The sequence below is a fragment of the Skermanella stibiiresistens SB22 genome (genome assembly GCF_000576635.1).
Classification (GTDB): domain Bacteria; phylum Pseudomonadota; class Alphaproteobacteria; order Azospirillales; family Azospirillaceae; genus Skermanella; species Skermanella stibiiresistens.
Genome location: NZ_AVFL01000005.1, coordinates 1 through 13,206, shown reverse-complemented (window position 1 = coordinate 13,206; position 13,206 = coordinate 1). Strand labels below are relative to the sequence as shown.

General features: G+C 67.4%; 10 protein-coding genes. 7 read left to right on the top strand and 3 right to left on the bottom strand.

All coding sequences use genetic code 11. From position 1 onward, the window contains the following. Nucleotides 1–44 precede the first annotated feature (44 nt). From N825_RS08235 to N825_RS08210, 6 genes are all read left to right on the top strand, one after another. Nucleotides 45–1,316 carry a helix-turn-helix domain-containing protein gene (locus N825_RS08235; protein WP_051511727.1) on the top strand — a complete coding sequence of 424 codons (1,272 nt, stop codon included), beginning with the start codon at nucleotides 45–47 and terminating at the stop codon, nucleotides 1,314–1,316. Nucleotides 1,317–1,481: 165 nt separating this feature from the next. Next, a complete protein-coding gene (gene ispG, locus N825_RS08230) occupies nucleotides 1,482–2,645 on the top strand; it encodes a flavodoxin-dependent (E)-4-hydroxy-3-methylbut-2-enyl-diphosphate synthase (RefSeq protein ID WP_037449649.1) in 1,164 nt (387 codons plus the stop codon). Nucleotides 2,646–2,690: 45 nt separating this feature from the next. Then, nucleotides 2,691–4,088 (top strand): glutamyl-tRNA reductase, encoded by a 1,398-nt coding sequence (hemA, locus tag N825_RS08225; RefSeq protein WP_084164539.1) that lies wholly within the window; start codon nucleotides 2,691–2,693, stop codon nucleotides 4,086–4,088. After that, nucleotides 4,085–5,146, top strand: coding sequence for a peptide chain release factor 1 (prfA, locus tag N825_RS08220; protein ID WP_037449647.1), 1,062 nt, complete (start codon nucleotides 4,085–4,087; stop codon nucleotides 5,144–5,146). The genes hemA and prfA overlap by 4 nt, the downstream gene beginning before the upstream one ends. A gap of 23 nt (nucleotides 5,147–5,169) precedes the next feature. Continuing rightward, nucleotides 5,170–6,048, top strand: coding sequence for a peptide chain release factor N(5)-glutamine methyltransferase (prmC, locus tag N825_RS08215; RefSeq protein WP_245613052.1), 879 nt, complete (start codon nucleotides 5,170–5,172; stop codon nucleotides 6,046–6,048). A 218-nt stretch (nucleotides 6,049–6,266) separates the two neighbouring features. Next, nucleotides 6,267–6,713 carry a DUF4167 domain-containing protein gene (locus tag N825_RS08210; protein WP_037449644.1) on the top strand — a complete coding sequence of 149 codons (447 nt, stop codon included), beginning with the start codon at nucleotides 6,267–6,269 and terminating at the stop codon, nucleotides 6,711–6,713. Between the two features lie 39 nt (nucleotides 6,714–6,752). Here the strand turns inward: N825_RS08210 and N825_RS08205 are convergent, their stop codons facing one another. Together N825_RS08205 and N825_RS39700 are read right to left on the bottom strand one after the other, a co-directional pair. After that, the gene (locus N825_RS08205; RefSeq protein WP_037449641.1) at nucleotides 6,753–7,514 is read right to left on the bottom strand and encodes an MOSC domain-containing protein; all 762 of its coding nucleotides are present in this window, start codon (nucleotides 7,512–7,514) and stop codon (nucleotides 6,753–6,755) included. Nucleotides 7,515–7,799: 285 nt separating this feature from the next. Beyond that, on the bottom strand, nucleotides 7,800–8,279 hold the full coding sequence (locus N825_RS39700) for an NUDIX domain-containing protein (RefSeq protein ID WP_198038231.1): 480 nt from the start codon (nucleotides 8,277–8,279) through the stop codon (nucleotides 7,800–7,802). A gap of 234 nt (nucleotides 8,280–8,513) precedes the next feature. Here N825_RS39700 and clpB point away from each other — a divergent pair, with 234 nt between their 5' ends. Further along, a complete protein-coding gene (clpB, locus tag N825_RS08195; protein WP_051511726.1) occupies nucleotides 8,514–11,174 on the top strand; it encodes an ATP-dependent chaperone ClpB in 2,661 nt (886 codons plus the stop codon). Nucleotides 11,175–11,289: 115 nt separating this feature from the next. On the opposite strand, the gene N825_RS08190 is transcribed toward clpB, so the two are convergent. After that, nucleotides 11,290–12,780: a M23 family metallopeptidase gene (locus N825_RS08190; protein ID WP_245613051.1), complete on the bottom strand. Its 1,491-nt coding sequence runs from the start codon at nucleotides 12,778–12,780 to the stop codon at nucleotides 11,290–11,292. Nucleotides 12,781–13,206: the final 426 nt, after the last annotated feature.

The following is a 13,206-nucleotide window of genomic DNA, read 5'->3' as shown; positions in this document are numbered from 1 at the left end:
GGGAGCTTCCCGTCATCTCCTCTGTGTGGGAAGACGTTGACGGTATGGGCGACACCAGACCTAGGAAACTCCACATCGTCGATGAGGGCCGGAGCGGGGCGGGAGCTTCCGGACGCTCGTTCACGGGCCCAGGCGATCCTCGGCTCACCGGTTCCGGCTCCAACGATCCCGGTGTCAGCGACCTGCTGCGCGGCCGGCGCCTGGCACTCGGCTATGATCTCCAGAACATCGCGGTCGCCCTGCGCATCCGCTACGCCTATCTCGAGGCGATCGAGGAGGGGCGGTTCAACGATCTTCCTGGCGCCACCTATGTTTCCGGTTTCCTCCGCACCTACGCCGAGCATCTGGGACTCGATCCGCAGGTGGTGCTGCGCCGCTTCAAGGAGGAAACCTCCGGGGCGCCGAACAGCAAACCGGAGCTTTACCTGCCGAAGCCGGTACCCGAGAGCCGCATTCCCGGCGGGGCGCTGCTCCTGGTCGCCGTGCTGCTGGCGGGCGCCGCCTATGGCGGCTGGTACTATGCCAACTCCACCGGACGCGACTTGGTCGATTTCGTCCCGGAACTGCCGGACCGGATCGCCGCCGCGCTGAACATCACGCCAGCGGCGCCGTCGCCCGGCTTGGTCGTGCCGGTGACGCCTGCGGAACCGGCGCCGCCTTCCGTCGCGACCGCACCGCAGGCGCCAGCCCCGGCGCCGCAGGCGGTCACCCAGGTGCCGCAGGCGGTCACCCCGGTGCCGGTCGTGCCAGCCAATCCGGCGCCAAGCCCCACGCCGCCGCCGTCTGCCGCGGCCCGCGCGCCCGTCGTCAATCCAGCCCCGGCGCCAGCCGCGACCGCCGCCGAGGAGAGCGAGGAGGAGGAGAGCCCGATCGTCGAATCGACGCCGCTCAACGATCCGCGCGCGGCCCAAGCCTTCCAGCAGCCGGTCCAACCCGGTGCCGCGCCGCCGCCGGTGCCTGGGCAAGTCGCTGGCCTGCCGGCACCGCCCGCTCCCCCCGCGGTGCCTGAAGCTGGGCAGGGCGACAGCCGGGTCTTCGGCGCCACGACGGGGCAGTCCCGCATCCAGATCCGCGCCACCCAGGACAGCTGGATCCAGGTGCGCGACGGCTCGGGCGATCTGCTGACCACCCGGGTGCTGCGGCCGGGCGACGTCTATCGGGCGCCCGACCAGCCGGGCCTGCGGATGGTCACCGGCAACGCCGGCGGGTTGATGGTGTCGATCGATGGCGGGCATGACAGGCCGTTGGGCGCGCAGGGTCAAGTGATGCGCGACGTCCAGCTCGATCCGCAAAGATTGGGCGGCGCTCCGCGCTGATTCCGGACACCGATTCCGATGGCCGGGCGCGGGCTCAGCCGGGGATCCTCCTCCTCGGCACTTGACCTGTCCGGCCCGCGTCCGCACTTTAGCGTCAGGCGGCACCTCGTCGATCGAGCGCGTCAGCGCGCCGCCGCACCCACACACCACTCCGAAAGCCAGTTCATGACCGTCCGCCCCTACCGCCACATCGAGCGCCGCAAGAGCCGCCTGATCCATGTCGGCAAGGTCCCGGTGGGCGGGGACGCGCCGATCTCGGTGCAGACGATGACCAACACGCCGACGACCGACGTCAAGGCGACGGTGGAGCAGATCCGGCGGATCGAGGAGGCCGGCGCCGACATCGTGCGGGTCTCGTGCCCCGACCAGGAATCGGCGCTGGCGCTGAAGGCGATCACCCGCGAGATCACCATCCCGGTCGTCGCCGACATCCATTTCCACTACAAGCGCGCGATCGAGGCGGCCCAGAACGGCGCCGCTTGCCTGCGCATCAATCCCGGCAACATCGGTTCGGCCGACCGCGTCCGCGAGGTGGTCCAAGCGGCCAAGGACCACGGCTGCTCGATCCGGATCGGCGTCAACGCCGGGTCCCTGGAAAAGGACCTGCTGGAGAAATACGGCGAGCCCTGCCCGGAGGCGATGGTCGAAAGCGCCCTGGATCACGCCCGCATCCTGGAAGACCACGACTTCTTCGACTTCAAGATCAGCGTCAAGGCGTCGGACGTCTTCCTCGCGGTCGCGGCCTACCAGGGTTTGGCGGAAGCCTGCGACTATCCGCTCCATATCGGCGTCACCGAGGCCGGCGGCCTGCGGTCCGGCACGGTCAAGTCGTCGATCGGCCTCGGCATGCTGCTGTGGTCGGGGATCGGCGACACCATCCGGGTCTCCCTGTCGGCCGATCCGGTCGAGGAGGTCAGGGTCGCGTACGAGATGCTGAAGTCGCTGAACCTGCGCCGGCGCGGCGTCACCGTGATCTCGTGCCCCAGCTGCGCCCGCCAGCAGTTCAACGTGATCAAGACCGTCGAGGTCCTGGAGGAGCGGCTGGCCCATATCACGACCCCGATGACCGTCTCGGTGATCGGCTGCGTCGTCAACGGTCCGGGCGAGGCGCGCGAGACCGACATCGGCTTCACCGGCGGCGGCGGCAACACCCATCAGGTCTACATCGCGGGCCAACCCGACCACCGCCTGAAGGACGAGGACATCGTCGGCCACCTCGTCGGTCTGGTCGAGCGCAAGGCCGCCCTGATCGAGGCCGCCAAGGCCGAGGAGGCCCGGATCGAGGCTGCCAAGGCCGAGACCGGCGCCGCGGTGGAAGCGGCGGAGTGATCGCGGCCTTCCGACGCCGCCCCGCGCTCTCCTAGCGCCCGAACCATGCCCCCAAGCACGCCCGCGACCTGTGGGCCCCCGTCGGGGGATCACCCAGGGGGCCACGCCTCCGCCGAACTGGTTCTGGTCGGTGCGAACCACCGCTCCAGTTCCGGCGCCTTGCGCGACCTGATCTGCACCGAGGAGTCCGAGGTTCCGGGCGTCCTCGCCCGCCTCAAGGACGCGGGATTGTCGGAGATGCTGTGGCTGTCGACCTGCGACCGGGTCGAGGTGCTGACGGCGTCTCCCGATCCCGCCGCCGCCGCCGAGGCCGCCGCCGCCGCCCTGGCCGAGCGCGCCGGCATGACGCATGAGGCGCTGGCTCCCGAACTCTACACCCTGACCGGCGGTGACGCGGTGCGCCACCTGTTCGCGGTCGCCTGCTCGCTCGACAGCCAGGTGGTCGGCGAGCCGCACGTCCTGGGGCAGGTCAAGACGGCCCACCGCGCCTCGGTCGCGGCCCATGCCAGCGGGCCGGAACTGGAGGCTGTGCTCCAGGCGGCCTACGCCGCCGCCAAGCGGGTCCGGACCGAGACCGCCATCGCGGAGCGGCCGGTGTCGATCGCGGCGGCGGCGGTCCAGACCGCGCGCGACATCCACGGCGATCTGGACCGCTCCGCCGCCCTGCTGATCGGGCTGGGCGACATGGGCGAGCTGATGGTCGACGCGCTACGCGAGGCCGGGTTGCCGCGGCTGACCGTCGCGGCGCTGGTCGACCGGCGGGCGGAGGCGGCGGCCCGCCGGCTAGGGTGCCATCATGTTCCGATCGCCGACCTCGACACGGCGCTGGCCTCCGCCGATATCGTGGTGACGGCGGCGGGGTTGGGGCGCTATATCCTCTCCACCGAGCGGATGACGGCGGTGCTGCGGAAGCGCAGGCGGCGTCCTGTCTTCGTGATCGACACGGCGATACCCGGCGACGTCGATCCGGCGGTCGGCGGGCTGGAAGGCGCCTTCGTCTACGATCTGGCCGATCTGGAGCGGGTGGCGCTGGAAGGCCGCGCCACGCGGGAGGCGGCGGCGGCGGCGGCCTGGGCGATCGTCGATCAGGCGGTGGCCACCTTCGCGCGGGGCCGGGCGGAGCGGGCCGCCGTTCCAGCCGTGGCGGCGCTGCGTGGCCATTTCGAGGCGGTGAGGAGCCGGCTTCTGGCCGAGCATCCCGGCGCCGACCCGGCGGAGGCGACCCGCCTGCTGGTCAACCGGCTGCTGCACGAACCGTCGCGGACGTTGCGGGCGATGGCGGCGTCGCACGACATGGAACAGGTGGAGGCGGAGCGGCTGCTGCGGCGGCTGTTCCGGCTGGACGAGGCCCAGTGCGAGGGCGGTGGAGCCTCGGCCGGTAAGTTGGATGGAAATTTGACCGCGGGCTCCGTTCCGGGGCTGGGTGAGGGTGAGGTACGGTGAGTTTCGAGGATATGTTCAACCGCGTCGCCGCGCGCCATGACGAGTTGCGCGACGCTTTGTCCGGCGGTCAGGTGGAGCCGCAGGCCTTCGCCCGGATGTCGAAGGAATACGCCGAACTGACCCCCATCGCGGAGGCGATCGCCGGGCTGCGGAAGGCGCGCGCCGAGCGCCAGGATTTGGCGGCCATGATGGACGACCCGGAGATGAGGGACTTGGCCGAGGCCGAACTGGAGTCGCTGGACCGGCGTCTGCCCGATCTGGAGCGCGGCATCCAGATCCTGCTGCTGCCCAAGGACGAGGCCGACGAGAAGAACGCGATCCTGGAGGTCAGGGCCGGCACCGGCGGCGAGGAGGCGGCTCTGTTCGCGGCCGAACTGTTCCAGATGTACCAGCGCTACGCCGCCCTGCGCGGCTGGCGGTTCGAGACGATGGACGTGTCCGAGACGGGGCTGGGCGGCTACAAGGAGGCGACCGCCTCGATCATCGGACGCAGCGTGTTCGCCCGGCTTAAATACGAGAGCGGCGTCCACCGTGTCCAGCGGGTGCCTGCGACCGAGGCGGGGGGCCGCATCCACACCTCCGCCGCGACCGTCGCCGTGCTGCCCGAGGCGGAGGAGGTCGATATCCAGATCGACGAGAAGGATTTGCGCATCGACGTGTTCCGATCGAGCGGGCCGGGCGGCCAGTCGGTCAACACGACCGACAGCGCGGTGCGGATCACCCACCTTCCGACCGGCATCGTCGTGTCGCAGCAGGACGAGAAGTCGCAGCACAAGAACAAGGCCAAGGCGATGCGGGTGCTCCGCTCCCGCCTGTACGACGCCCAGCGGAGCGCCATCGACGCAGAGCGTGCCGCCAACCGCAAGAGCCAGGTTGGCAGCGGCGATCGATCGGAACGCATCCGGACCTATAATTTCCCGCAGGGGCGGGTGACCGACCACCGGATCAACCTGACGCTCTACAAGATCGACAAGGTGATGAATGGCGAGGCGCTGGACGAGGTGATCGATCCACTGATCGCGGCGGACGAGGCGGAACGCCTTTCCGAACTGCGATGACCGGCGCGCCCCCGGAAGGAACCGTGGAAATTCCTCCGGAACTTGGAGGCACGCCGACGCTTCGCGAGGTGACCCGCCACGGCGAGCGGTTGCTGCGCGACGCCGGCGTCGACACGCCGGATCTGGACGCGCGCCTGCTGACGGGGGCCGCCCTGGGCATGACGCGGCAGCACATGCTGATCCACGCCACCGCCCGGCTCAACCAGCCGCAGGTGGCGCGGGTGCTGGGTTTCATCGCGCGGCGGGTCGCGCGCGAGCCGGTATCCCGCATCCTGGGCCGGCGCGAGTTCTGGAGCCTCGACTTCACCCTGTCCGCCGCCACGCTCGATCCTAGGCCGGATAGCGAGACGGTGGTCGAGGAGGCGCTGGCCGGCGTCGCCGACAAACGGGCTCCCCTGTCGGTGCTGGACCTGGGGACCGGCACCGGCTGCCTGCTGCTGGCGGTGCTCAGCGAATTGCCGGCCGCCATGGGGCTTGGGGTCGACCAATCGACCGAGGCGGTCGCCACGGCCACCGCCAACGCCCGCCGGCTGGGACTGGGGCCGCGCGCCCGCTTCGCCGTCGGCGATTGGATGACTGGGCTTGAGGATCGTTTCGACATCGTGATGTCCAATCCGCCCTACATCCCCGATGCCGAGATCACCACGCTGTCGCCGGAGGTCACCGGCTTCGATCCGCGCGCGGCGCTGGCGGGAGGAGCCGACGGGTTGGACGCCTATCGCGCCATCACGGCGGGGCTGGGCGGCGTGTTAAAACCGGGTGGGCGAATCATCTTCGAGGTCGGATTCGGGCAATCCCACGATGTGGCGGCACTGCTTGAGGCGGCCGGATTAAGCCAAATCGGCTTCCGGAAGGATCTCGCCGGTATCGAACGCGTTGTTTTTGGCCATTTGGGCGCGTGATTCCGCGTTTGCACACAAGAAAAGGGTTGGAATACAGTCGTTTCCCCGCTAGGGTCTTACAGGACGAAGGACCGCTGCATGATTGGCGCGGCCTGCGTGATACGAACCCCCGACATTCCACCGCGCAGCATCGCTCCGCGGATGCTTGGTGGCCCTTTGACTAGCCGCCAAGTGGATCGGGGCGCGCAAAATCTCAAAGTGGGGCTCGTAATAGCCGAATGAGACAAGGACCAAACACCAGGCGTTCTCGCGGCCGGGGCAGCAATAATGGTAACCGCCGTCAGAACAACGTCCCTTTGCGCCACCAAACCTTCGACAGCAATGGTCCGGATGTCCGCATCCGAGGCAACGCGTTCCAAGTGTACGAGAAGTACGTCACTTTGGCACGGGATGCTCAGACCGCTGGGGATCGTATCGCGGCGGAAAGTTACTTTCAACACGCCGAGCATTACTTCCGCATTATCGGTCTGATCAACGAGCAGAGTGGCGAGAACCAGCGTGGTCGCGATGGCCGGAACGGCAACGGCGCGCCCAACGGTCACTCCAATGGCCATGATGGGATCAATGGCGGGGTCAATGGCGATGGCCAAGACCAGTACGGCGACGATCAGGATGACGACGAGGATGCCGACACGGAGGAGGAACGCGCCCAGATGAACGCGTGATTTTCCGGATCGCGGTTAAGCCGCGGCTTTTCCGCGGTCTCAGCCGATCAGCTGGACCGGATCCCCGACCGCGACTGCGCCGCCCCGGATCACCTTGGCATAGACACCGCAGTTCCGATGGGAATATCCGCGTTGAAGGTGGAGCGGGATGTTGATGTCCCGCGTGGCCGTGACAGGGTTGACCTCGGTCGCGGCGCATCGCTCGATCGGCTCGACCACCTTCAGGACGACATCGCCGATGGCGATCGACTGGCCGATCCATTTGGCCTCCGACCAGGGCTCCAGACCGTCCAGCAACAGGTTCGCCCGGAACCGGATGGGGTCGACGGGGGCTTGCACGACCCGCTCGATGTCCAACACGCTGCCGAGATTGACGATCGAGACGTATTTCTCCGGAGTGTCGGTGAACATGACGCCCGGCGCTTCGACGAGGCTTGGCGTCCCCGGAATCTCCCCCTTCATATAGGCGGCGATGAACTGGTTGATCAGCAACCGCCCGGTGGCGCTGGTGATCTGGCCCCTCGCGACCTGCCTGCCGTTGCGCTTGACGGTCAGGATGCCGGTACCGGCGTCGTAATCGGTTTCCAGCGCGGCCAATCGCTCGTTCTTGGCCAGCATCAGGAAGTCCTTTCTGGGACGCCACTCCGGCGCCGACGTGTCGAAACCCGACGCGCCATGGATGATGGCGAACCGCCGGTCCTCGGGCAGTCCCTCCCCAGGGGCGAGCGTGACGCCGCCCAGGGATTGGGCGCTCAGGCCCTTGACCGGATAACGATATATCTTCGCAACTGCGGTATTCATGCCTGATGTTATGCAGGGGGCTTTGCGGCGCGTCAATCCCACGTTGGTTCAAGGCCGCAATGTTCCGAGGGCTGACGATCCGTAAGGCGGAGTCGCTCCCCCATTTTTTCCTGCGAATGAGAACGATTTGCATTTGCAACGGGCCGATGTTCGGTTATAACCGATCTCAGCCGGTCACAAACACACTCTCTCCTGTTCCGTGATCCGAAACCTCGCAGACTGTCCGGCCGCCCCCGCCCATTCCGGCGGGGGCATTTTTTCGTGCCGAGCGTCGCCGATCGGGCCTCACCAAAGCTCGGTGACCGGGGCGCCACCCGTCAGTTCCGTCAGGCGGCGGCGGGTGGCGGGAGTGATGTCGTCGGGCAGGGCCTCCAAGGGGAAGAAGCGGCATTCCACGATCTCCAAGCCATCGACCTTGGGGGTGCCACGCCACGTCTCCACCACGAAGACGCTGACATGATCGCTGGAGCGGTGGCGGAACCGGCCATAGAGGCCCAGCATGCGGGCGGTGCCGGTCACCTCGACGCCGACCTCCTCGCGGACCTCGCGCGCCATCGCCTGATGAACCGTCTCACCCCGGTCGACCCCTCCGCCGGGGAAGTGCCAGCCGGCGACATAGCTGTGGCGGATCAGCAGGACGGCGCCGTCCTGATCGCGGATGATGGCGCGCACTCCCATCGTCAGCGGCCTGGCCACTGTCAACCAGCCAACCCGCGCCAGATGGGCGGTGCGCAGCAGCCTCGACTTGGCCAGCAGCTTCTTCAATCGGGAAAACTCCAAGTGGGGATAGGGTGGGGTGGAGATGGGGCGGCTCCGCCTCGTCGGAGGGACGCCCTGGCAACATGGGGAGGTCATCGCGAAATGCCTACGGGTGCCTGCTTGTTCCCCGAATAACCCCTCGCCATATAGGGTTCGGCATCCTTCTGGATCGCACATCACGTGGGTCGGAAATCGGTCGTGCTGCCTGGCGGGCGACCGGAAAAGATAAGGAGCGTCCTCATGGACTTCGAGAAATACACCGAACGGTCCCGCGGTTTCGTACAGGCCGCGCAGGGCTTGGCGCTGAGGCGCGGGCACCAGCGGCTGACGACCGAACATCTGCTCTGCACGCTGCTCGAGGACAAGGAAGGCTTGGCGGCCAACCTGATCCGCGCCTCCGGCGGTGATCCCGCCCTGGCGCTGTCGGCGGTCGAGGCCGAGCTGAACAAGCAGCCCAAGGTCGAGGGCTCCGGGGCCGGTCAGATCTACATGGCGCCCGAGCTTGCGCGCCTGTTCCAGACCGCCGAGGAATTGGCGACCAAGGCCGGCGACAGCTTCGTCACGGCGGAGCGCCTGCTGCTGGCGTTGACCCTGGCCGAGGGCAGCCCCTCGTCGCGCATCCTTAAGACGGCGGGCGTGACCGCGCAGTCGCTCAACCAGGCGATCAATCAGGTCCGCAAGGGACGCACCGCCGACAGCGCCTCGGCCGAGCAGGGCTACGACGCCTTGAAGAAGTACGCCCGCGACCTGACGGAAGCGGCGCGCGAGGGCAAGCTCGACCCGGTGATCGGCCGCGACGAGGAGATCCGGCGCACCATCCAGGTGCTGGCGCGGCGGACCAAGAACAATCCGGTGCTGATCGGCGAGCCCGGTGTCGGCAAGACCGCGATCGTCGAGGGTTTGGCGCAGCGCATCATCAAGGGCGACGTGCCGGAGGGCCTGCGTGACAAGCGCCTGATGGCGCTGGACCTGGGCGCCATGGTGGCGGGCGCCAAGTACCGCGGCGAGTTCGAGGAGCGGCTGAAGGCCGTCCTGCAGGAGATCACCTCGGCGGCGGGCGAGATCATCGTCTTCATCGACGAGATGCACACCCTGGTCGGTGCCGGCAAAGCCGATGGCGCGATGGACGCGTCCAACATGCTGAAGCCGGCGCTGGCGCGCGGCGAGCTGCATTGCGTCGGCGCCACGACCCTGGACGAATACCGCAAGCACGTCGAGAAGGACCCAGCGCTGGCGCGGCGGTTCCAGCCGGTCTTCGTGTCCGAGCCGACGGTCGAGGACACCGTCTCGATCCTGCGCGGCCTGAAGGAGAAGTACGAGCTGCACCATGGTGTGCGGATCACCGACAGCGCGATCGTTTCGGCGGCCACACTGTCCAACCGCTACATCACCGACCGCTTCCTGCCGGACAAGGCGATCGACCTGATCGACGAGGCCGCTTCCCGGCTGCGGATGGAGGTCGATTCGAAGCCGGAAGCGATCGATGAGCTGGACCGACGCATCATCCAGCTGAAGATCGAGCGCGAGGCCCTGAAGCGCGAGAGCGATCAGGCGTCGCGTGACCGGTTGGAGAAGCTGGCGGGCGAGTTGGATGAACTCGAAGGCAAGTCGGCTGACATGACGTCGCGCTGGATGGCCGAGAAGGAGCAGCTGACGGGTGCCCAGAAGCTGAAGGAGCAGTTGGACCACGCCCGCGTCGAGCAGGAGCAGGCCCAGCGCAACGGCGATTGGGCCAAGACCGCCGAGCTGTCCTACGGCATCATTCCGGAGTTGGAACGGAAGCTGAAGGCGGCCGAGGAGGTCGCGGGCAACCGGATGCTGAACGAGGAGGTGCGCGAGAGCGACATCGCCGGCATCGTCAGCCGCTGGACCGGCATTCCGGTCGACAAGATGCTGACCGGCGAGCGCGAGAAGCTGCTGGCGATGGAGGCGAAGATCGGCGGCCGGGTGATCGGCCAGGACGAGGCGATCGTCGCGGTATCAAACGCCGTGCGGCGCGCCCGCGCCGGATTGCAGGACCCGAACCGGCCGATCGGCTCCTTCCTGTTCCTGGGTCCGACCGGCGTCGGCAAGACAGAGCTGACCAAGGCCTTGGCCGAGTTCCTGTTCGACGACGAGACCGCCATGATCCGGCTCGACATGTCGGAATACATGGAGAAGCACGCGGTCGCCCGCATGATCGGCGCTCCTCCCGGCTATGTCGGGTACGAGGAGGGCGGCGCCCTGACCGAGGCGGTCAGGCGGCGGCCTTATCAGGTGATCCTGTTCGACGAGGTCGAGAAGGCCCACCCCGATGTCTTCAACGTGCTGCTCCAAGTGCTCGACGACGGCAGGCTGACGGACGGGCAGGGCAGGACGGTCGATTTCCGCAACACGCTGATCGTCATGACATCCAATCTCGGGTCGGAGATCCTGGCGAACCAGCCGGAGGGGCAGGACAGCGCCGCCGTGCGGGATGAGGTGATGGAGATCGTCCGAGCGTCGTTCCGGCCGGAGTTCCTGAACCGGCTGGACGAGATCCTGCTGTTCCACCGCCTCAGCCGCGGCCACATGGGCGGTATCGTCAAGATCCAACTCGGCCGCCTGCGGCGGATGCTGCAGGATCGCGACATCACGCTGGAGATCGACGACAAGGCGTTGGCGTGGTTGGCCGATGCCGGCTACGACCCGGTCTATGGCGCCCGGCCGTTGAAGAGGGTGATCCAGCGGGCGCTGCAGAACCCGCTCGCCACGATGCTGCTGGAAGGCCGCATCGCCGATGGGCAGAAGGTCCAGGTCAGTGCCGGCGAGCATGGGTTGACGATCGACGGCATCCCGGCGTCGAGCCAGATCCCCGGTGCGGCGGCGGCCGCCGCCGCTGGGGGAGCGTCGGGCTGGGGGAGCAGGACCACGGTCCACTAACCACGGTCAATCACAAGCTTTGCTTGGAAATGAAAGGCCCTCCCCACCGTGCGGTGGGGAGGGCCTTTTTCAATGGGGAAGGTGGAGTGACGGGGGAGACCGCGATCGGGCTAACTCAGCAGCTACGTTCGCCGCGGCACGCCTCGGGGTGGGGTTCATCGCCGGAAGCGGCGGCGGTCTGGGCCACTTGCGCGGCACTTTGCAGGTTCTCCGCGAATTGGCGGTCGGTGTCCTCGACGTGACGCTGGAAGGCGACCAGTTCACGCCCCTGCAAGGCGACGCCGGTCGGCAGGTCGACGCTCATCGGGTTGACCTGACGACCGCCGCGCAGGACCTCATAGTGAAGGTGCGGGCCGGTCGAGCGGCCGGTGGTGCCGACATAACCTATGATATCACCCTGCTGGACCCGTCCGCCGCGCCGTAGGCCGGAGCCGAACTTGGACAGGTGGGCGTAGGCGGTAGCCATCTGCTGGTTATGCTTGATCCGGATGTAATTGCCGTAGGAACCCTTGCCGCCGATCTCCTCGATCACGCCGTTGCCGGCCGCGTAGATCGGAGTGCCGCTGGGGGCCGCGAAGTCCATGCCCGCGTGCATTTTGCTGAAGCCCAGGACGGGGTGCCGGCGCATGCCGAACTTGGATGATACCCGCGCGCCGTCGATCGGCGTGCGCAGCAGCGCCTTCCGGATGCTTTCACCCCGACGGTTGAAATAATCGACGATGCCGTCACGCGTCTTGTAGCGGTACAGGTCCATCCGCCTGCCACCAAGCGTCAGCGCCGCGTAGAGGATGTCGCCGTCGCGGGCCGAAGCACCCTTGTCGGTGAGGTAGCGCTCGTACATCACCTGGAATTCGTCGCCGGGCTGGACATCGCGCTGGAAGTCGACGTCGTAGGAATAGGCCCGGATCATCGCCGCCATCACTGGGATCGGAACGCCGACGCTGGCGCCCGCCTCGAACAGGCTGCTGTCGATCACGGCCGAGGCGGCCGCCTGGTGGCGCCGCAACTCCTTGTCGACCGACACGGCCTCGTAGGCATCGCCCTCCAGGCGGGCGACCGATACGGCGCGATCGACATCCGGCTGCAGCTCCATGCCGACGAAGCGGCGGTCGGTTCCGGATTCCTGCTGGAACAGCAGGGCTATCTCCTGTCCGACCTGAAGACGGCGGGGATCGAAAACACTTCTCAGCGCTTCGATGGCGTCATGTGCGTCCAGCCGGGGAACCGAGGCGTTGACCAGAAGACCCAGCAGCGTGTCGCCGCGTCCGACCTCCACCACCTTGCGGTCGATGTCCGCCAGCAGTTCCGTTTGACCCTCGTCGGGCAGGGGCTCGTTCAACGCCTTGGCGACCGATTGCCCGCCATCATCGCTGTCGGCGTCCGCCACGAGCGGCGTCTCCGCCTCTTCCGCGGTCGAGGTGGCCGCGGTCAGGTTCAAACGGGCCGCCTCCTGGTCGAGGTCGACCGGTGGCTGCGGCGTGGGGCTGGACAGCCTGGAGGTGTCGATGGGAGCGTTATAAGGATATTCCCAATCCGCCAGGGCGAAGGTGGGAACGCCTGCGAGACAGACGGCGAGGGCGGGTATGGCGGCAACCCTTAGACGCACCGGGTGTCCTCCTTGCTGCGACCGGGCGTCCGACGCCCGGTTTCGGTAGTGGGGAGATCGTCAGGATCCACGAAGCTGGTGGCCGGACCATGCGCGAGGGGGGTATTGGCTGTCAACGCCGTATGGATACGGAATCGCGCAAGATCGCCATTTCTTTTTCGTCAAGTGAAAAACGCTACCGTGGTCTCTGAAGATCGGCATCCAAGCGGCTGATCTGGTACGCCTTTCTCGCGACCGGGAAAGCTTGCCGCAGGGTAGGTGTGGCGGCTTGCCCGACCCTCCAATGGGACGAGTCGGGCATCGCACCCAATCTTGACCATCACGTCAGAAAAGTTTCAGGGCGATGAACTTTTCTGTTGCGAGGCAAAATTCGCCGGTCTATATACCGCCTCACCGAAGCGCTGGTGGCTGACGCCGCCGACACGC